The following is a 20042-nucleotide window of genomic DNA, read 5'->3' on the forward strand; positions in this document are numbered from 1 at the left end:
AGGAGACGTCGAGTCGCCACGTCACGCTTCACGGGAAACCCAACGTCGCCATGTCGAATACCGCTCCGCGCAAGATTCTGGTCACCAGCGCCCTGCCCTACGCCAACGGTGCCATTCACCTGGGCCATCTCCTGGAATACATCCAGACCGATATCTGGGTGCGCTTCCAGAAGAGTCGTGGTCACGACTGCCACTATGTGTGCGCCGACGATGCCCATGGCACCGCCATCATGTTGCGCGCCGAACTGGAAGGCATCACCCCGGAAGCGCTGATCGACCGAGTCTCTCGCGATCACCAGGCGGATTTCGCCCTTTTCGGCGTGGGTTTCGACAACTATCACTCGACCCACTCCGAGGAAAACCGCTATTTCAGCGAGTTGATCTACACCCGGCTGCGTGAAAAGGGGCATATCGCCACCCGCGATATCGAGCAGATGTACGATCCGGAGAAGGGACTCTTCCTCGCCGACCGCTTCATCAAGGGCACCTGCCCCAAGTGCCGGACCGATGACCAGTACGGCGACAACTGCGAGGCCTGCGGCGCCACCTACACGCCAGCGGAGCTGATCGATCCCGTCTCGGCGATCTCCGGGGCCACGCCCGAAGTACGCAGCTCGACCCACTACTTCTTCAAGCTGCCCGACTTCGCCGACTTCATGCATGAATGGATCAATGACGGCCACGTACAGCCCCAGATCCGCAACAAGCTGCTGGAGTGGTTCGAATCCGGCTTCAACGAATGGGACATCTCCCGGGATGCGCCCTACTTCGGCTTCGAGATTCCCGACGCGCCGGGCAAGTATTTCTATGTCTGGCTCGACGCGCCGATCGGCTACCTGGCGAGCTTCAAGAACCTCTGCGACCGCGAGGGCATCGACTTCGACGCCTACTGGAAGCGCGATTCCGAGGCCGAGGTCTACCACTTCATCGGCAAGGACATCGTCTACTTCCACGCCCTGTTCTGGCCGGCCATGCTGCACGGTGCCGGAATGCGCACACCCACCGCGGTGAACTGCCATGGTTTCGTGACCGTCAACGGCGCCAAGATGTCCAAGTCGCGCGGCACCTTCATCAAGGCTGCCACCTACGCCGAGCACCTGAACCCGGAGTACCTGCGCTACTACTTCGCCGCCAAGCTTACCGCCGGCGTCGACGACCTGGACCTCAACCTCGAGGACTTCGCCCAGCGCGTCAATTCGGATCTGGTCGGCAAGGTCGTCAACATCGCCAGCCGCTGTGCCGGCTTCATCAAGAAGCTCGGCGGCGGCAAGCTCTCCGCCCATTGTGCCGAGCCCCAGCGCCTGGCGCGCTTCATCGCCGCCGGCGACGAGATCGCCGAACACTACGAGGCCCGGGAATTCGGCCGCGCCATGCGCCGCATCATGGAGCTCGCCGACGAGGCCAACACCTACATCGCCGAGGCCGAGCCCTGGGTGCTGGCCAAGCAGGAAGGCCGCGAGCAGGAAGTACTGGACATCTGCTCGGTGGGCATCAACCTGTTCCGACAGTTGATGGTCTACCTGGCCCCGGTGGTGCCGAGCATGGCCGAGGACGCCCGGCAATTCATGAAACTCGAGACCCTGGCCTGGGACAGCCGCCAGGATCTGCTGCTGGATCACGAGATCGCCAAGTTCAAGCCCCTGATGACGCGTGTCGAAACCGACCGCATCGACGCCATGATCGAGGCGTCGAAGGAGGATCTGGTGGAAGAACAGAAACTCAAGGAAACCCCCAAGGGCCCGCTGGCCGACGACCCCATCGCCCCGCAGATCGCCTTCGACGACTTCACCAAGGTCGACCTGCGCATCGCGCGGATCGCCAAGGCCGAGTACGTCGAGGGTGCCGACAAGCTGCTGCGCCTGACCCTGGATATCGGCGGTGAGACCCGCAACGTCTTCGCCGGCATCCGCTCCGCCTACGCGCCCGAGGCGCTGGAAGGCCACCTGACCGTGATGGTCGCTAATCTGGCGCCTCGCAAGATGCGTTTCGGCGTGTCCGAGGGCATGGTGCTGGCCGCCGGCGACGACGACGGCATCTACCTGCTCGAGCCCCACTCCGGCGCGCAACCCGGCCAGCGGGTAAGGTAAGCCTGCGCGGTGACGGAACAGCCGACCCTGATCGAGGCCATCGACGCCACACTGCCGCAGACCCAATGCGGCAAGTGTGGCCATGATGGTTGTCGTCCCTACGCCGAGGCCATCGCCGAAGGCGAGCCGATCAATCGCTGCCCGCCCGGCGGCGACGAGACCGTCGTGCGCCTCGCCGAGTTGACCGGCCGCTCGACTCTGCCCCTCGAACAGCCCGCCCAGTCGCCGCTGGTCGCCCGGATTCGCGAGGACGAATGCATCGGCTGCACCAAGTGCATCCAGGCCTGTCCGGTGGATGCCATCCTGGGTGCCGCCAAGCAGATGCACACGGTGATCGAGAGCGAATGCACCGGCTGCGAACTCTGCGTGGCACCCTGCCCGGTCGACTGCATCGACCTGCTGCCGCATCCCGAATGGCAGGCGGCCAGCGACGAACAAGCGCAGCGCGACTACCTGGCCAAGCGCGCCAAGCTGGGCCGGCAACGCCACGACGCCCGCAATCGGCGACTCGCTCGCCAGGCAGAGGAAAAGCGACGACGCCGCGCCGAACGCCAGGCACAACGCACCGCCCCTGCGAGTAAACCGGCCGAGGCGGCGGCGACATCTTCGACCAGCCTGCGTACCACCCGGGCCAGCCTGCTCGCCAGCCTCAAGCGCGTCGATCGACAACGCCAGGATGCCAGCCTCACCGATGCCGATCGCCGTGATCTGGAACGCCGCGCCGAAGAACTCCGTTCACGCCTTGCCGATATCGACCGCCAGTTGGCAGAAGGCACGGAAAGCGCAGCGCGGCCCGCGTCGTCCGATCGCCAGCGGCGCTTCGCGGTCAACGCCGCCGAACAGGCCCGGCGTCGCGCTCGCCAGCAACTGGCCCACGCCCAGCGTCAGGGCGACGACGACGCCATCGAGGCCGCCCGTGACCAGCTCGCACGTGCCGACCGTGTGCTCGAACAGGCCCGCGAGGCCCTGGCCCCTCCTTCTCACTGATCAACCCCGAACCGATCTGTCATGAACGCTCAGAAACGCCACGAGATCTTCGTCAGATTGCGCGAGCACAACCCCGAGCCGACCACCGAGCTCAACTGGGAAACGCCTTTCGAGCTGCTCACCGCCGTGCTGCTGTCCGCCCAGGCCACCGATGTGGGCGTCAACAAGGCCACCGCACGGCTGTTTCCGGTCGCCAACACGCCCGCCGGCATCCTCGAGCTGGGCCTGGATGGCCTGAAGGAGCACATCAAGACCATCGGCCTCTACAACACCAAGGCCGAGAACCTGATGAAGACCTGCCGCCTCCTGGAAGACAAGCACGGCGGCGAAGTGCCCCGCTCGCGCGCTGCCCTCGAGGCCCTGCCCGGCGTGGGTCGCAAGACCGCCAACGTGATCCTCAACACCGCCTTCGGCGAGCCCACCATTGCCGTGGATACCCACATCTTCCGGGTTTCCAACCGTACCGGCCTGGCCAAGGGCAAGAACGTCAACGAAGTCGAGCAGAAATTACTGCGTCACGTGCCCAAGGATTTCCGCAAGGACGCGCACCACTGGCTGATCCTGCACGGCCGCTACACCTGCGTGGCGCGCAAGCCGCGCTGCGGTAGCTGCGTGATCGAGGACCTGTGCGAATACCCGGACAAGGTCGATATATGAAGCCCGGCGCCCACCCATCCCCCTGACTCGCACCACTCTCGACCGGCGGGCCGATAGCGATATCGATAGCGGCACTTCCTACATCACAATCCCCCGGACTCCAGATGATCGGCCAGGGTCTCGAGTACCGCCATGCCCTGCACATCTGAGGGCAGCCAGGGTAAATGCGGCCGCGGCAGGTGTGAGAAGTCCTCATCGATGCGCGCCAGGTAGCTCGCCTCCTGGCGTCGCCGCGCGGCCAGGAATTCGCCATCGGCGTCCGCCGGCAATACCCGATTGACCAGCGCCGCCGCCACCGGAATGCCCGCCTGCTCGAGCGAGCTCACCGCACGAGCGGTCTCGAGAATCGGCAAACGCTCCGGGGTCAGCACGAACAGGAAGGCATTGGCCTCGGCATCCTCGATCCGCCGTCGCGCCTGGTGAAAGAGACGGCGACGCGCCAGCAGCGTCTCGGCGATATCCCGAGTACGCGTATCCAGGCTGTCACGTTTGCCTTCGGCGCCCTCGTCGAATGGCGAATCCAGGTCTCGGCCGGAGCCGGGCGTCAGGTGATCGAGCACCTTGCCCAACTGCTCGGACTTGCGATTGTGGGCCAGCAGGCCATCGGTCCAGGCCGCCATGGCCTCCGGCAGGCTCAGCAGACGCAGGGTGTGTCCAGTGGGCGCGGTATCGAAGATGATCAGGTCGTAGGGAGTGTCATCATCGGTCATCAACCGCGAAAGGCGCTCCAGCAAGGCCGCCTCCTGGGTGCCCGGCGACTGCCGCGACAGCCGCATCTGGCGCTCCAGTTCATCCATCATGCCCGGCGCGGCGTACCGGCGCATCTGCGCGGTCACCCGGGAGAGATGGGCCTCGACCTCGACATCCGGGTCGATCTCCATGGCGTCCAGGCCCGGCCTAACACGGCGCGGCGTATCGCCCAGCGCGATGTCGAAGACATCACCCAGGCTGTGGGCGGGATCCGTCGATGCCACCAGGACACGGCGACCGCGACGCGACGCCAGCACACCAAGGGCGGCGGCGACCGACGTCTTGCCGACGCCGCCCTTGCCGCCCACCCACAGCAGGCGGCGTTCGAGCAATTCCCTCATCGACTCATCAGGCATGATCGGCACTCAACAACAGCGGAAATCATCCAGCGGCGAGCGCTCCATGCCCATCCGCTGGTGCCAGTCATGGAAGCGCTCCATCAGCAACGGCTGCAGCTCCAGGGTGTAGTAGCCGACCGGATTCGGCATGCCCATCAATTCCGAGAAGACCAGCAGCATGAACAGGTCGTCTTCATCGCGACGCGCCCGGGCAATGGCGCCCCGGTATGGCGCCGAATAGGCTTCCTCGGCGAAGTGACGGGCTCGCCCCAGCCAGCGCCGCCAGCGCTGGGCCAAGGCATCATCCCGAGCATCGCGCATCGTCTCCTCCCGCCTTATTTGGCTGCCTGGACTTCGCCGCGCAGGCGCTTGAGCGCCGCGGTGCATTCCATGGCCACCAGCACCGACGCGATCAGTACCACGATATCCAGCCCCAGCAGGAAATAGTTACCTGCCTCGTAGAAGCTTCTTAACTGGGCCAGCAACGCCAGCACCGTCACAATGACCAAAAAGATCAGGGGCACCAGGGTATACCAGACAGGCCGCCCCTTGCGCATCAGCATCACCGAGACCACCAGCAGCGTCAGCCCCGCCAGCAGTTGGTTGGTGGTGCCGAACAGCGGCCAGATGATCAGCCCACCCGAACCATCGGCGCCGGCTCCGAAGGCCAGGATCAGGCAGGATCCCACCGCCAGCAGCGTCGCGACCGCCGGCTTCTTCATCCAGGCCAGGTCATAGATCTCGCCCCATTCCTGGAAGATATAGCGCTGCAGTCGCAGGCCGGTGTCCATGGTGGTACCGGCGAACAGCGCCGCCATCACCGTCAGCAGCGTGGCCGCCGTGGCTTCCGGAATGCCGATGCCATTGTGGATGATGAAGGCGCCACCCTCGACGAAGGCATTCACGCCGCCCTGGCCGAAGGCATCGTACATCGCCTGCCAGTCACCGAGGCTGGCAAAGCCGGCGGTGGCCGCCAGGATCGCGCCCAGCGCCAGCATGCCCTCGCCGACGGCACCGAAGTAGCCGACGAAGCGTACATCTTTCTCGCTGTTGAGCTGCTTGGAGGTGGTGCCCGAGGCGACCAGGCCATGGAACCCGGAAATGGCGCCGCAGGCGATGGTCACGAAAAGCAGCGGGAACAGCGAAGGCGTCCCGGCCGGCACATTGCTGTTGATGCCGGGCGCGACGATCTCGGGGTTGAGCACCGCAATCGCGCCATAAAGGATGATCAGGCCGATGAACAGCTGCAGGCCATTGATGTAGTCGCGAGGCTGCAGGAGCATCCAGACCGGCAGCAACGAAGCGATGGCGGCATAGCCGAACAGGATCAGAATCCATATCGCATTGCCCGGCATGAACCCAACCTCGGCGGGCATCTGTACGGGCACCGACGGCCCGATGCCGATCAGCGCATAGAGTGCCAGCACACCGAGCAGCGAGACCAGGCCAAGCCCGATGATGCGCCGGTAGATCAACTGGCCGATAACCAGCGCCACCAGGATGGCCCCCCACACCGGCACCACGGCCGAGGGAAAGTCCATCATCAAGCCGGCGATCACCACCGCGAAAACCGCGTTGACCATCAGCAACAGCAGGAAGATGACGATCATGAAGACGCTTCGCGCCCGGGCGCCGACCACCTCGCCGGTGAGCGCTCCCACGGAACGCGCCCGGTTGCGCACGCTGGCCCAGACCGCACCGGCATCGTGAATCCCGGCGAAGAAGATGGTACCCAGCACGACCCAGAGAAAGGCCGGCAGCCAGCCCCAGATCACCGCGATGGCCGGCCCCACGATGGGCGCCGCCCCGGCGACCGAGGTGAAATGGTGCCCCCAGAGCACATAGCGATTGGTGGGGACGAAATCGACGCCATCCTCGAACTCGTGGGCAGGCGTCTGGAAATCGGCGGTCAGGCGGAAGACCTTCTCGGCGATGAACTTCGAGTAGACGAGGTACCCGAGTCCCATCGCGCCAAGGCCCACGACCAGAAGCAGCACGGCACTCATGCGCGGTTGTCTCCTTGGAGCAGGGTGCGAGGATGTAAAGGGATCTTAATTAGCAAGCTTTGTATTATGCGACGGATCGCCGCGCAAATCCATTGCGCCCCCCCCCTGGAATGGAGCCAACACGCGGATTTTCGCGGCATATTAGACCAAAGTTGCAGCGTTTGATGATACCGTTCACACCACCGAGAACTCGCCTCCCCGCTCGATGGCCCGACGATACGCCTCGCGCTTCCGACAGCGCGACAGGAAATCCGCCAGGTTCGGCAAATTCGCGAAACCGCCCCGGCTCTCCAGCGCCAGGATCGGAAAGCTCATCTGGATATCAGCCGCCGAGAAATCCTCCCCGGCGAACCAGGGCGACTCGGCCAGGGCCTCGTTCCAGAAGCTCGCCAGCTCGCGCAGCCGTGGCCCGAGGAAACGTTGCTCGACGCCCTTGGCGAATTGTCGCCCCAGCGGGCGCATCAAGGCCGGCACCGGCGGCTTGTCCAGCCGCGAGAAGACCAGACGCATCACCAGCGGAGGCATCGCCGAGCCCTCGGCGTGATGCAGCCAGAAACGATAATGCTCGCGTTCGTCGCTCCCCGCCGGCGGCGCCAGTTGCCCCGACTCGTCGTAACGCTCCACCAGGTATTCGAGGATGGCCCCCGACTCGGCCACCGCCCGGCCATCACGCCCCTCATCGGTGATCACCGGCGCCATGCCCAACGGATGCACCGACTTGAGCGATGCCGGCGCCAGCAACGTCTCGGGATCGCGTCGATAGGTCACGAGCTCGTAGTCGACGCCGAGTTCCTCGAGGCACCAGATCACCCGCTGCGAACGCGAGTTTTCCAGATGGTGGACATGAATCATGCAATTTCTCCCTAGCCAATGTAGCCGCCAGTCTAGGCATGGTTGGCAATGTCGACGAGCGCCGGGCTTGGCCCAAGGTCGTCTTTGCCGCCCGCCGCAGGGCCACTAGACTGCCGGGAAAGACCCCGCCAATCACAACGAACGCAAGAGGGAACGCGCATGGCCCGTGTGCTGGTGGTCGACGATGAGCCAAATATCGTGTTGTCACTGGAATTCCTGATGGAACAGGCCGGTTTCGAGGTTACCACCGCCGAGGATGGCGAGACCGCCCTGCGTCTCATCGCCGAAGGCGCTCCCGACCTGGTGCTGCTCGACATCAGCCTGCCCGGCATCGGGGGCTTCGAAGTACTCGAACGGCTGCGCAGCGATCCCGCTCATCGGCATCTGTCGATCATCATGCTCACCGCCCACGGCCGCGAGGTGGAGCGTGAGAAGGGGCTGGCACTGGGCGCCGACGACTATATCACCAAGCCCTTCTCGACCCGTACGCTGGTCGACAAGGTTCGGGCCCTGCTCGACGGTGGCGCCTGATGGCCCGGCGTGCGTCAGGCCTGCCCCGCCGCCAGCGCCTGGTGGGCCTATGGCTGCTGTTGAGCGGCATCGGCCTGCTCGGTGGCGCGCTGTTCGCCGCCTGGCTGGACAGCCTCTACCAGCCCCAGGGCATGGCTCGCTTGATTTTGTGGCTCGGCTGCTTCTCGGGGGGCGTCACTCTGTTCGCCGCCGGCTTCGTCCTCGAGCGTTGGCTGTTCACGCCGCTGCGTCACCTGCAAGGCCAACTGGCCCGGCTGGCCGCCAATCCCGATGTCCCGGACGTCTCGCCGCCGGAAGGCTGGCTGCGTGGCCTGGGGCCTGACCTGGAACGCGTTCACGCCGCCTGGCGAGATGACCGGCAACGGCTGGCACATGCCCACGCCGATGGCGCACGCGAGGCGACACGGGTTCGCCAGCGGCTCGAGGTCCTGCTGCAGACCCTGGACACGCCGCTGCTGCTCTGCGATCGCCATCAACGCCTGCTGCTCTACAATCAGGCCGCCGAGCGCCTCTTCGCCGCCCACCCCGGCCTGGGACTGGGCAAGGTGCTCGGTAACCTGCTGCCGGCGAAGGGACTGGTCGATGTCATGGCCCGACTGCCCGACGACGGCAACTGTCGCGAGGTGCTGATTCCCCACGACGACCACTGGCTGCACGTCAACCTGCGTCGGGTCTCCGGCGACGAGACCCTGCTGACATTGACCGACGCCACCCTGACCTGGGCCCGCGAAGTCGGCCCGCAAGCCGAACTCGACAGCCTGCTGCCGGCATTGCGACGCCATGGCGCCGGCCTGATCAGCGCCGCCGACGCTCTGGCCCATCTACCCGGTGGCGACTCCCCTGAACTGCGCCGGCGCCTGGAAGCCGTCATCGACGAAGAAGGGGATGCCCTGGGCGCCAGCCTGGAACGGCTGGGGACAACGCATGATGCCTTGCGACGCCAGGGCGAGCGTCTGGTGCCTCTCTGGTCCAACGATCTCTGGGCGGCGCTGGGCGAGCGCCTGGCCGCGCCGAGCGTTACGCCCGTGGGCATGCCGGCCTGGCTCAAGGGCGACGCCCCGGTGCTGCTCGAAGTCCTCGCCAGCCTGCTCGAGACGCTCGCCGAACATACCGGCCTCGGCGCTTTCGACGGTGAGCTGTGCCTCGGCAACCGCCGGGTCTACCTGGATCTCTGCTGGCGCGGCGAAGCGCTTACCCAGCGTCACCTCGACGCCTGGCGGCATCGCCGCCTCGAGCGCCTCCCCCACTCACCCAGCGCCGAGGACGTGCTGCGCCAGCACGCCAGCGACGTCTGGAGCCTCAGCGACGGCGACGGGGCCAGGCTACGCCTGCCCTTGCCAGCTCTGTCCCGGAGTGCAGCCCCTCGCCCCGAGAGCCCGCCACGCCCGGAATTTCATGACTTCGATATCGCCAACCTGCCGGCTCCGGACACCGATCTTGCCAGCCGTGCCCTGCGCGACCTGGAAATCGTCGCCTTCGACACCGAGACCACCGGCCTGGCCCTGCGCGAGGGAGACCGACTAATCAGCCTGGGCGCCTGCCGCATCGTCAATGGGCGCGTCCTGGCCGACGAGGTCTTCGAACAACACGTCAATCCGCGCCGGCCGATTCCCTCGACCAACACCGCCATCCACGGCCTGAGCGACCAGGATGTCGAGGACGCGCCGACGGCCGAGCAGGTCCTGCCGCATTTTCGCGACTATGTTGGCAGCGCCGTGCTGCTGGCCCATAACGCCGCCTTCGACATGCTGGCCATCCAGCCCGCAGCCGATACCTTCGACATGCCGGTGCTCGATACGCTCTTGCTGTCACGCGCCCTCGACCCGGGCCTCGAGGGGCACGACCTCGACAGCCTGGCGACGCGTTACGGCCTGCGCTTTCCTCCCGGCACCCGCCACACGGCACTGGGCGATGCCAGAGTCACCGCCCGACTGTGGCTGGCCCTGCTGCGGCGACTCGAGGCCAGAGGCATCGAGCGCCTGTCGGATGCCCTGGCCTTCCAGGCCGATGTCCTCGACCGGGAGGACGCCTGCGCCCCATGAATGCCCCACACCGCAAGGAGCGCCTCGTCGCCCTGATCGCCCTGGCCACGGCGCTGTTTACGCCGCCGCTGCTGCTGATAGCCGATCGACTCGACGGCGGCCTGCCGCTCTATCTCTTCCTGGCCTGGGGCCTCGTCATCGGCCTGATGGCCTGGCTGATGGAAGACCGACGCGGGGAGTAAAGGCCCATGAGAGACGATGTCGTGGTCCTGGCGATCGCCTTCGGGTATCTGGCGCTGCTCTTCATCATTGCCGCCTGGGGGGATCGCCGCGCCGAGCAGGGGCGCTCGGTGATCGGCTCCCCTACCGTCTACGCCCTTTCCATCGCCGTCTACTGCACCGCCTGGACCTTTTACGGCAGTGTCGGCCGCGCCGCCGAGGCCGGACCCGGCTTCCTGCTGATCTACCTGGGACCGACCCTGGCGATGCTCATGGCACCGCTGGTGATCCGCAAGATGGTGCGCATCGCCGCCACCCATCGCATCACCTCCATCGCCGACTTCATCAGCGCTCGCTATGGCAAAAGTGCCGGGCTCGGTGCGCTGGTCGCCGTGATCGCCCTGATCGGCACCACGCCCTATATCGCCCTGCAGCTAAAGGCCATCACCCTGAGCCACGCCGTGCTGGTCGACTACGCGCCCGAAAGCCCCATGGCCACCGCCGAGTCGAGCTTCTGGGCCGACCGCTCCTTCTGGGTGGCACTAGTGCTGGCCGTATTCATCATTCTCTTCGGTACTCGCCACCTCGATGCCAGCGAACGCCATGAGGGCATGGTGGCCGCCATCGCCTTCGAGTCGCTGGTCAAGCTCGCCGCCTTCCTGGCGGTGGGTATCTTCACCGTTTTCGTGCTCTACCAGGGGCCCGGCGATCTTTTCCGCCAGGTCGCTGCCACCCCGGCACTCACCGATGCTCTGAGTCTTGAGTCGGTTCCCGGCGGCGCCCTCGGCTGGGTCGGCATGCTGGTACTGGCCTTCCTGGCCTTTCTCGGCCTGCCCCGCCAGTTTCAGGTGCTGGTGGTGGAAAATGTCGACGAGCGGCACATCCAGCGTGCCGCCTGGTTGTTCCCGCTCTATCTGCTGGTCATCAACCTGTTCGTGATTCCCATCGCCATGGCCGGCCTGCTCGGGGGCACCGGCGAGGACCCGGACAGCTTCGTGCTAACCCTGCCCATGGCGGCGGGCGTCGATGGCTTGCCGGTGCTGGTCTTCATCGGAGGCCTCTCGGCCGCCACCGGTATGATGATCGTCGAAACCATCGCGCTGTCGACCATGGTCAGCAACCAGTTGGTGATCCCCCTGCTGCTGCGTTCGCGTCATCTGCACCGAGGCCAGTCGGGCTCCCTGGCCAACCGCATCCTGGGCATCCGACGCATCGCCATCCTCGGTATCCTGCTGCTGGGCTACAGCTATCACGCCCTGATCGGCGATGCCTACAGCCTGGTCACCATCGGCCTGGTGTCTTTCGCTGCCGTCGCCCAGTTCACTCCCGCCCTGCTGATCGGGCTCTACTGGCGCAGCGCCAACCGGCTCGGCGCGGGACTGGGCATGACCGCCGGTATCCTCATCTGGGCCTGGACCCTGTTGATCCCCGGCTTCGCCCAATCGGGCTGGCTGAACGCCGACCTGCTCACCCAAGGCCCCTTTGGCATCGATTGGCTGCGTCCCTACGCACTGTTCGGCCTGGAAGGCTGGGATATCTACACTCACTCGCTGTTCTGGAGTCTCACCGCCAACATCGGCCTGCTGGTCGGCGTGTCGCTGTTCAGCCGAGCCTCGCCACTGGAACAGACCCAGGCTGCATTGTTCACCGAAGCCCTGCATCCTCGCCTCGACCAGAGCTCGCTATGGCGCGGCCATACTCTGCGGGGCGAACTGCGCGCCCTGCTCGACCGTTACCTCGGCACCGCCGCCACCCAGCGCGTCTTCGCCGACCATTCACCCGACGACGCCGACGACCAATCGGCCTCCACTGCCCTGGTCGCTCGTGCAGAGCAGGCCCTGGCCGGCGCCCTGGGCAACGCCTCGGCCCGGGTGCTGATCGATTCGGTAGTACGCGGCGAGGCACTGGATCTGGACGCTATCCTGCGCATCCTCGACACCACCTCAGAAACGCTGGAGATGAACCGGCGCCTCGAACAGAAATCTCGGGAACTGGCACGCATCGGAGAGGAACTTCGCGAGGCCAACGCGCGGCTGCGTGAACTCGACCGCCTCAAGGACGAGTTCGTGGCCATGGTCAGTCATGAATTGCGCACGCCCCTGACCTCGATCCGCGCCTTCGCCGAGATTCTGCGCGATAACCGCGAACTGCCCGAACAGCGGCGCGAGCACTTTCTGGACGTGGTGGTAAGAGAAAGTCAGCGGCTCTCGCGCTTGATCGAGGAAATCCTCGACCTGGCGCGCCTGGAAAGCGGCCGCCTGACGCTGGAGCCGCAACGGCTGGACCTGGTGGCCCTCACCCGTCAGGCCCTGGAGGCAATGCATCGCCCTCAGGAGGAACGCGGCATTACCCTGGAAACCACCTTCGAGGTCGATACCGCCGAGGTGATCGGCGACCCGGACCGCCTGGAGCAGGTCATCATCAATCTGATCGACAACGCCGGTAAATTCGCCGACGCCGTGGCTCCCCGAATCTCACTGCACCTGACACGCCACAAGCACGGTTTCCGTCTCGCCGTGGCGGACAACGGCCCGGGCATCGACGAAGCGGAGCGTGAACGGGTCTTCGAGAAATTCCACCAACTTCCCCACGCCGAAGTCGGCACCATGCGAAGCCGTCCTCGCGGCAGCGGACTCGGCCTGCCCATCAGCCGAGGCATCGTCGCCCACCTCGGCGGCCGGCTGTGGATCGAAGACGCCCCCGAGCTCGGCGGCGCCTGCCTGGTGATGGAACTGCCGGAGGCACCGCACGACGTCGATGACCGGAAATGATCGGCTTGGCGGCAACGCCGATGGCTGGGCGTGTCGATGGCCTCGCCCGACGAGCTTCATGACGGGCAGGAACGGAAAACGGCGCCACTGAGGGCGCCGTTCGCATCATGACGAGAAGCGAGGAAGAGGTCGTAGCAAGCTAGTGCGAGTCCTCGAACAAGGCATCGCCCAGTTCGTCGATGAGCCGCTCGGCCTTGCTGACCATCAGCGCATCGCAGGCTTCCCGGCCCGGTACCACGTCGGAACGCTCGAAGCGGTGCTCCAGGGGTTCGCCTCCCTCCGGGTCGGGCTTGCGAATCCAGCCGCTGACGCGGAACTGACCGCCCATGTCCTCGGCCTGGGGAACGATCACGTAGCCCTGATATTCCACCGGCTCGCCCTCGACGGACTTCGAGCCGGAGCGGGACTCGCCCGCCCCCTGGCCGAACAGGCCGGATAACAGTTTTTTCAACATTGAAGCCTCCCAGGACGATGGCGCCGATCAAACTGACACCAACTCTTCCAGATGGTAGGAAACAACTGATTTATGTTGCGAGCACAGCAATAAATCAGCGTTTCCTTAGTCCTGCTGGCGACCTTTCCCCGCCGCAATCCGCAGGCGCAAGGCGTTGAGCTTGATGAAGCCTTCGGCATCCTTCTGATCATAAGCGCCGGCGTCGTCCTCGAAGGTCGCGATGGACTCGTCGAACAGCGAGGCGTCGGAGCGACGGCCGGCCACAGTGGCATTGCCCTTGTAGAGCTTCATGCGCACCACTCCGGACACGTACTTCTGAGTCTCGTCGATGGCAGCCTGCAAGGCGCGACGCTCCGGGCTCCACCAGTAGCCGTTGTAGATCACCTTGGCATACTTGGGCATCAGCTCGTCCTTGAGGTGCGCTTCCTCGCGGTCGAGGGTGAGCGACTCGATGGCGCGATGCGCCTTGAGCATGATGGTACCGCCCGGCGTTTCGTAGCAGCCGCGAGACTTCATGCCGACATAGCGGTTCTCGACGATATCGAGACGGCCGATGCCGTTGTCGCCACCCAGTTGATTGAGTTTGGAAAGCACGTCGTGCGGGCGCATCGGCACACCATCGATGGCCACGATGTCGCCGCGCTCGTAGGTCAGCTCCACATAGGTCGGCTCGTCCGGCGCGGCCTCGGGAGAAACGCTCCAGCGCCACATGTCTTCCTCGGCCTCGACCCAGGGATCCTCGAGGTTGCCGCCCTCATAGGAGATGTGCAGCAGGTTGGCATCCATGGAATACGGCGACTTCTTCTTCTGGCTGGAGAAATCCACCGGGATGTCGTGCTGCTGGCAGTAGGCCATCAGCTTCTCGCGAGAATTGAGATCCCACTCGCGCCACGGTGCAATCACCTTGACGCCGGGCTTGAGCGCATAAGCCCCGAGCTCGAAGCGCACCTGGTCGTTGCCCTTGCCGGTGGCGCCGTGGGAGATGGCATCGGCGCCGGTCTGGTTGGCGATCTCGACCAGTCGCTTGGTGATCAGCGGACGGGCGATGGAGGTCCCCAGCAGGTATTCGCCTTCATAGATGGTGTTGGCGCGGAACATCGGATAGACATAGTCACGCACGAATTCCTCGCGCAGGTCCTCGATGTAGATTTCCTTGACACCCAGCGCCTCGGCCTTGGCGCGCGCGGGCTCGACTTCCTCGCCCTGGCCGATGTCGGCAGTGAAGGTCACCACCTCGCAGTCATAAGTCTCCTGCAACCACTTGACGATGACGGATGTGTCCAGGCCGCCGGAATAGGCGAGCACGACCTTCTTGACATCGGACATGCTGGGGAGCTCCTCTAGGTGAACGGTAACGTCGTGAAACCTCGATTATAGCGCGCCACACCACCTGCGAATACCGGCGACGGGACGACGCGCCACCGAAATGCTAGACTCTCGCGTCTTGGGGCTTTTGTGCCCAGCTTTTCTCGTGCCCAGGACAAGGAGAGGTGCATGACCGAGGCGGTCACCCGCGAACTCATGGCGCAGCGCTTTCGCAGCTTCCTGCCCGTGGTGGTGGACCTGGAAACCGGTGGTTTCAACGCGCAGGGCGACGCGATCCTCGAGATCGCCGCGGTTACCCTGACCATGGACCCCGAAGGCAACCTGATGCCCGACGCCACCTTCGCCTACCATGTCACCCCTTTCGAGGGCGCCAACGTCGAGCAATCGGCGCTGGATTTCACCGGCATCCGCCTCGACGACCCACTGCGCCGGCAAGTCGCGGTCAGCGAAGCCGAGGCGCTGGGGGAAATCTTCCGGCCGGTACGCAAGTCCATCAAGGCCCATGGTTGCACCCGTGCCATCCTGGTCGGGCACAACGCCGCCTTCGACCACGGCTTCCTCAACGCCGCCGTGGAACGTTGCGCTATCAAACGCAACCCCTTCCACCCGTTCTCAAGCTTCGATACGGCCTCGCTGGCCGGCATGACATACGGCCAGACCGTGCTCGCCCGCGCCTGCCGCGCCGCCGGCATCGAATTCGACAGCAGCGCCGCCCACTCGGCCCGCTACGACACCGAGCGCACCGCCGAACTCTTCTGCACGATGATCAACCGCTACAAGGACCTTGGCGGCTGGCGACTCGCACAACGCGAGCAAGGGGTCGAGGAGCCGTAAGACATAAGCCCGAAGTTTGAAGAACGCCGCTTCGCGGCTGGAAGAAAGAAGAAGGAAGTCCCCCAAAGCTGGAAGACAGCATGCTGGGCCTTGTCCTAAAACATCACCCCCTCCGCAGCACTGCCACGGAGGGGGTGACTTCCAACTTCCAGAAGCGAAGCGACGCTCTTCCCTCTTCAAGCGGCATAGCCGCAGTCTTGCCTCTTCCAGGCGCGAAGCGCCGCTCTTCGAGCTTCAGCCTTCCGGTTGCTCGTCGTCCTGGTGCTTGGCGGCGGTTTCCTTGATCAAGGTCTCGAGCTCGCCGTTCTCATACATCTCGACGACGATGTCGCAGCCGCCAACCAGCTCGCCTTCCACCCACAGTTGCGGGAAGGTCGGCCAGTTGGCCACCTTGGGCAGCTCGGCGCGGATGTCCGGGTTGTCCAGCACGTTGACGAAGGCGAAGCGTTCGCCGCAAGCCATCAGCGCCTGGACGGTCTGGGCGGAGAAACCGCATTGCGGTAACTGAGGCGTGCCCTTCATGTAGATCAGAATCGGATTCTCGCCGATCTGCCGTTGGATGTTCTCGACAGTAGTGCTCATGTGCTTTCCCTCTGGATCGCGTTGTTGACCATGGCGCCAGGGCAATACCCGAGCACGCCGGTTGGCCTTATGATGGAGCCATTCTACTGATGCAAAGCGCATTGCGCATCCCCCGTGGGCTGGCTAGGATGGTCGTTTTTCTCGCGGAGCGATGCCATGGCCACTCGCCATTTTCTGACCCTGCTCGACCTGAGTCCGGAGGAATCTCGTTACCTGGTCCAGCGTGCCATCTCGATCAAGAACGGCTTGAAGACCCATGGTCCGACCTATACACCGTTCGCCAATCGAACCCTGGCGATGATCTTCGAGAAGTCCTCGACTCGCACCCGGGTCTCCTTCGAGACGGCCATGGCCCAGTTCGGCGGCCACGCGCTCTTCCTGTCCCCGCGCGATACCCAGCTCGGGCGTGGTGAACCCATCGGCGATACCGCCCGGGTGCTCGCCGAAATGGTCGACATCGTGATGATTCGTACCTTTTCCCACCAGGGGCTCGAAGAATACGCCGCGGCCAGCGACGTTCCGGTGATCAATGCCCTCACCGACGATTACCATCCGTGCCAGCTGCTCGCCGATGTCATGACCTGGACCGAGCTGCGCGGCAATGTCCGGGGCCGCAGCGCCGTGTGGATCGGCGATGGCAACAACATGTGCCACTCCTGGATCAACGCGGCACGACAGTTCGACTTCCAGCTGCGCATCTGCTGCCCGGAAGGCTACGAACCGCGCCAGGACATCCTCGACGCCGCCGGCGACCGCGTGACCATCCACCGCGATCCGATGTCCGCCGTGGAAGGCGCCGACCTGGTGACGACCGACGTCTGGGCCTCCATGGGCCAGGAAGAGGAACAGGCCAAGCGCGAGGCCGATTTCGCCGGCTTCCAGGTCAGCGAGGCGATGCTGGACCACGCCGCCAGCGACGTGCTCTTCCTGCACTGCCTGCCCGCCCACCGCGGCGAGGAAATCAGCGAAACCCTGCTCGACGATCCACGCGCCGTAGTATGGCAGGAAGCCGGCAACCGCCTACACGCCCAGAAGGCATTGATCGAATTCCTGCTACTGGGACGCGTCGAGTCCTGAACGCCCGCCTGGCAATGACGGCCAAGTAATGCTCCTCTCCATCGCCCCGGCTTCAAGCCGGGGCGATGCGTTGCTTACCGCAAGACGTCAGCGCGCCAACATTTCGGCGTGTTAAATCAAGTCGACGTCGCCTTTTGCATATTCGGTTTCGCCATCTTCGCGGACACTCCTCTCAGGCTTACAGAGGAGGTCCATCATGAACCGCAACGTCATCCTGACCTGCGCCGTCACCGGCGCCGGCGACACCACCGGCAAGAACCCCAACGTGCCGGTGACCCCCAAGCAGATCGCCGACAACTGCATCGAGGCCGCGCGCGCCGGGGCCAGCGTGGCGCACATCCATGTGCGCGATCCGGAAACCGGCGGCATCAGCCACTCCCTGGATCACTTCCGCGAAGTGATGGAACGCGTCCGCGAGGCGGACACCGATATCGTCATGAACATCACCGCCGGTGGCGGCGGCGACTGGATTCCCGACGCCGAGAACCCGACACTCGGCGGTGCGGGCACCGACATCCAGACGCCGGCCCAGCGTCACGAGCCGGTGGGTGAACTGCTGCCGGAACTCTGCACCCTGGACTGCGGCAGCCTGAACTTCGGCGACATGGTCTACATCAACACCGCCGACTGGCTGCGCGAACACGCCCGGCTGGTGCAGGCCGCCGGCGTCAAGCCCGAGCTCGAGTGCTTCGATCTCGGCCATGTCTGGTTCGCCCGCCAGCTCCAGCAGGAAGGACTGATCGACGGCGACCCGCTGTACCAGCTCTGCCTGGGCATTCCCTGGGGCGCCGAGGCCGATACCGAAACCATGCTGGCCATGCGCAACAAACTGCCGGAAAACGCCAACTGGGCGGCCTTCGGCATCGGGCGCCATCAGATGCCGATGGTCGCCCAGGCGGCGCTGCTCGGCGGCCACGCCCGGGTCGGCCTGGAAGACAACCTCATGCTGGAGAAAGGCGTGCTGGCCACCAACGGCCAACTCGTCGAGAAGGCCTCCGGCATCATCGAAAACCTCGGCGGCCGCGTCATGACGCCGGCCGAAACCCGCGCTCACCTGGCACTGCGCGACCCAAGCACTGGCCAGGCCGCCAAGCAGACCGTCGGAGGTGAAGCATGAGCCAGCAACTGAGCGTCATCGGCACCGGCGTCATCGGCAATGGCTGGATCGCCCGGGCTCTCGCCCAGGGCTGGGACGTGGTGGCCTTCGACCCGGCGCCCGAGGCCGCCGAGCGTACCCACGCCTTCGTCGCCAATGCCTGGCCCTCGCTCGAGGCACTGGGCCTCGCCGAGGGGGCGAGCCCTTCTCGGCTGCGCTTCGTCGACAGCCTGGAAGCTGCCGTCGAGGGCGCCGATTTGATCCAGGAGAACGTGCCGGAACGGCTCGAACTCAAGCGCGAGATCCTCGCTGCCCTGGATGCCGCCGCCGCGCCGGGCGCGATCATCGGCTCCTCCACGTCCGGCTTCAAGCCCAGCGACCTGCAACGCGGCTGCACCAGGGCACCGGGACGCGTGATCGTCGCCCACCCCTTCAATCCGGTCTATCTGCTGCCACTGGTGGAGCTGGTGGGCGGCGAGGCGACGGTGCCCGCACAGCTCGACACCGCCCGTACACTCTATCAGGCACTGGACATGCGCCCACTGGTGGTTCGCCGCGAGATCGAGGGCCACATCGCCGACCGGCTGATGGAAGCGCTGTGGCGCGAGGCGTTGCATCTGGTCAACGACGGCGTGGCAACCACCGAAGAAATCGACGCCGCCGTGGTCTATGGCTGCGGCCTGCGCTGGTCACTGATGGGCACCTTCCTGACCTTCCATCTGGCGGGAGGCGACCAGGGCATGCGCCACATGCTCGAACAGTTCGGGCCCGCCCTGAAACTGCCGTGGACCAAGCTCGAGGCGCCGGAGCTGACCGATGACCTGATCGACAAGGTCGTCGAGGGCTGCGAGCACCAGGCAGCAGGCCGCCCGGTGGACGAACTCGACCGTCGCCGCGACGACTTCCTCGTCGAGCTGCTCGGCCTGGTGAAGAAGTACTGGCCCGAAGCCGAAGGCCTGGAGGGCAGAATCTGATGGCTCTACTCGAGACCCGTGTCGACCCTCAATGGGTCGACTACAACGGCCACATGAACGATGCCGAGTACGCCCGAGCCTTTTCCCTGGCGGTGGAAGCATTGATGGACCGACTCGGCCTCGACGAGAGCGGCCGGGCGCGTCATGGCTATACCCTCTACACCCTTGAGACGCATCTGTGCTATCGCCGCGAGGCTCACGAGGGCCAGGCACTGCACCTCGAGGTGGCACTGCTCGAACGTGACGCCAAGCGCCTGCATGTCTTCTTCGAGATGCGGGACGACGAGAACAACCTGCTGGCCACCAGCGAGCAGATGCTGATGGGCATCGACAGCCAGGCCGGGCGGCCAGCGCCCTTCCCAGCCGAGGTGGACGAAGCCGTCGAGGCACTGCCCCGGGCCGAGCCCGATGCCTGGCCGGAGCTTGCCGGCCGACGCATCGGCCTGCCCCCAGCCAAGCGCTGAACGACACCTTCATCGAGCTTCCGCCCGGTCGTGGCCGGGCGGAAACGGGATTCCC

General features: G+C 65.3%; 19 protein-coding genes. 12 read left to right on the plus strand and 7 right to left on the minus strand.

Translation table 11 applies throughout. The features are described from left to right. Positions 1-50: 50 nt before the first annotated feature. The 3 genes from metG to nth are packed head-to-tail and all read left to right on the plus strand — an operon-like array spanning position 51 to position 3731. Positions 51-2087 (plus strand): methionine--tRNA ligase, encoded by a 2037-nt coding sequence (gene metG, locus FZZ93_RS11555; protein WP_149322483.1) that lies wholly within the window; start codon positions 51-53, stop codon positions 2085-2087. A 9-nt stretch (positions 2088-2096) separates the two neighbouring features. Beyond that, positions 2097-3074 carry an RnfABCDGE type electron transport complex subunit B gene (locus FZZ93_RS11560; RefSeq protein WP_149322484.1) on the plus strand — a complete coding sequence of 326 codons (978 nt, stop codon included), beginning with the start codon at positions 2097-2099 and terminating at the stop codon, positions 3072-3074. Between the two features lie 21 nt (positions 3075-3095). After that, positions 3096-3731 (plus strand): endonuclease III, encoded by a 636-nt coding sequence (gene nth, locus FZZ93_RS11565; protein ID WP_149322485.1) that lies wholly within the window; start codon positions 3096-3098, stop codon positions 3729-3731. 83 nt (positions 3732-3814) lie between these two features. Here nth and FZZ93_RS11570 read toward each other — a convergent pair whose 3' ends face one another. The 4 genes from FZZ93_RS11570 to FZZ93_RS11585 all read right to left on the minus strand — a co-directional run bounded on the left by FZZ93_RS11570 (position 3815) and on the right by FZZ93_RS11585 (position 7677). Beyond that, a complete protein-coding gene (locus tag FZZ93_RS11570) occupies positions 3815-4837 on the minus strand; it encodes an ArsA family ATPase (RefSeq protein WP_407650227.1) in 1023 nt (340 codons plus the stop codon). A 9-nt stretch (positions 4838-4846) separates the two neighbouring features. After that, positions 4847-5140, minus strand: coding sequence for a cory-CC-star protein (locus FZZ93_RS11575; protein ID WP_013332491.1), 294 nt, complete (start codon positions 5138-5140; stop codon positions 4847-4849). Between the two features lie 14 nt (positions 5141-5154). After that, complete coding sequence (locus tag FZZ93_RS11580; RefSeq protein ID WP_149322486.1) at positions 5155-6825, minus strand: carbon starvation CstA family protein; 1671 nt, start codon at positions 6823-6825, stop codon at positions 5155-5157. A 174-nt stretch (positions 6826-6999) separates the two neighbouring features. Next, positions 7000-7677, minus strand: coding sequence for a glutathione S-transferase family protein (locus FZZ93_RS11585; protein WP_149322487.1), 678 nt, complete (start codon positions 7675-7677; stop codon positions 7000-7002). 159 nt (positions 7678-7836) lie between these two features. Between FZZ93_RS11585 and FZZ93_RS11590 the strand changes: the two genes are divergently transcribed. From FZZ93_RS11590 to FZZ93_RS11605, 4 genes are read left to right on the plus strand one after another with little or no spacing between them, the layout of a single operon-like run. Continuing rightward, positions 7837-8208 (plus strand): response regulator transcription factor, encoded by a 372-nt coding sequence (locus FZZ93_RS11590; RefSeq protein WP_149322488.1) that lies wholly within the window; start codon positions 7837-7839, stop codon positions 8206-8208. Next, positions 8208-10250 carry an exonuclease domain-containing protein gene (locus FZZ93_RS11595; protein WP_149322489.1) on the plus strand — a complete coding sequence of 681 codons (2043 nt, stop codon included), beginning with the start codon at positions 8208-8210 and terminating at the stop codon, positions 10248-10250. Before FZZ93_RS11590 ends, FZZ93_RS11595 begins: the two co-directional genes overlap by 1 nt. Beyond that, on the plus strand, positions 10247-10432 hold the full coding sequence (locus tag FZZ93_RS11600; protein ID WP_149322490.1) for a hypothetical protein: 186 nt from the start codon (positions 10247-10249) through the stop codon (positions 10430-10432). Before FZZ93_RS11595 ends, FZZ93_RS11600 begins: the two co-directional genes overlap by 4 nt. A gap of 6 nt (positions 10433-10438) precedes the next feature. Then, positions 10439-13180, plus strand: coding sequence for an ATP-binding protein (locus tag FZZ93_RS11605; protein ID WP_149322491.1), 2742 nt, complete (start codon positions 10439-10441; stop codon positions 13178-13180). Positions 13181-13319: 139 nt separating this feature from the next. Here FZZ93_RS11605 and FZZ93_RS11610 read toward each other — a convergent pair whose 3' ends face one another. Both FZZ93_RS11610 and FZZ93_RS11615 read right to left on the minus strand, forming a co-directional pair. Next, a complete protein-coding gene (locus tag FZZ93_RS11610; protein ID WP_149322492.1) occupies positions 13320-13634 on the minus strand; it encodes an HlyU family transcriptional regulator in 315 nt (104 codons plus the stop codon). A 105-nt stretch (positions 13635-13739) separates the two neighbouring features. Next, positions 13740-14960 (minus strand): argininosuccinate synthase, encoded by a 1221-nt coding sequence (locus FZZ93_RS11615; RefSeq protein WP_149322493.1) that lies wholly within the window; start codon positions 14958-14960, stop codon positions 13740-13742. A 168-nt stretch (positions 14961-15128) separates the two neighbouring features. On the opposite strand from FZZ93_RS11615, the gene rnt reads away from it, so the two are divergent. Next, positions 15129-15794: a ribonuclease T gene (gene rnt, locus FZZ93_RS11620; protein WP_149322494.1), complete on the plus strand. Its 666-nt coding sequence runs from the start codon at positions 15129-15131 to the stop codon at positions 15792-15794. Positions 15795-16028: 234 nt separating this feature from the next. Here rnt and FZZ93_RS11625 read toward each other — a convergent pair whose 3' ends face one another. Next, on the minus strand, positions 16029-16376 hold the full coding sequence (locus tag FZZ93_RS11625; RefSeq protein WP_149322495.1) for a Grx4 family monothiol glutaredoxin: 348 nt from the start codon (positions 16374-16376) through the stop codon (positions 16029-16031). Between the two features lie 156 nt (positions 16377-16532). Here FZZ93_RS11625 and argF point away from each other — a divergent pair, with 156 nt between their 5' ends. The 4 genes from argF (at position 16533) to FZZ93_RS11645 (ending at position 19987) form a co-directional block, all read left to right on the plus strand. After that, a complete protein-coding gene (gene argF / locus FZZ93_RS11630) occupies positions 16533-17453 on the plus strand; it encodes an ornithine carbamoyltransferase (RefSeq protein ID WP_149322496.1) in 921 nt (306 codons plus the stop codon). 196 nt (positions 17454-17649) lie between these two features. Beyond that, complete coding sequence (locus FZZ93_RS11635; RefSeq protein ID WP_149322497.1) at positions 17650-18570, plus strand: beta-keto acid cleavage family enzyme; 921 nt, start codon at positions 17650-17652, stop codon at positions 18568-18570. Then, complete coding sequence (locus FZZ93_RS11640; protein ID WP_149322498.1) at positions 18567-19523, plus strand: L-carnitine dehydrogenase; 957 nt, start codon at positions 18567-18569, stop codon at positions 19521-19523. Before FZZ93_RS11635 ends, FZZ93_RS11640 begins: the two co-directional genes overlap by 4 nt. Then, positions 19523-19987 (plus strand): thioesterase family protein, encoded by a 465-nt coding sequence (locus tag FZZ93_RS11645; protein ID WP_149322499.1) that lies wholly within the window; start codon positions 19523-19525, stop codon positions 19985-19987. The genes FZZ93_RS11640 and FZZ93_RS11645 overlap by 1 nt, the downstream gene beginning before the upstream one ends. Positions 19988-20042 lie beyond the last annotated feature (55 nt).

It is taken from the genome of Halomonas eurihalina (genome assembly GCF_008274785.1).
Taxonomy (GTDB): domain Bacteria; phylum Pseudomonadota; class Gammaproteobacteria; order Pseudomonadales; family Halomonadaceae; genus Halomonas; species Halomonas eurihalina.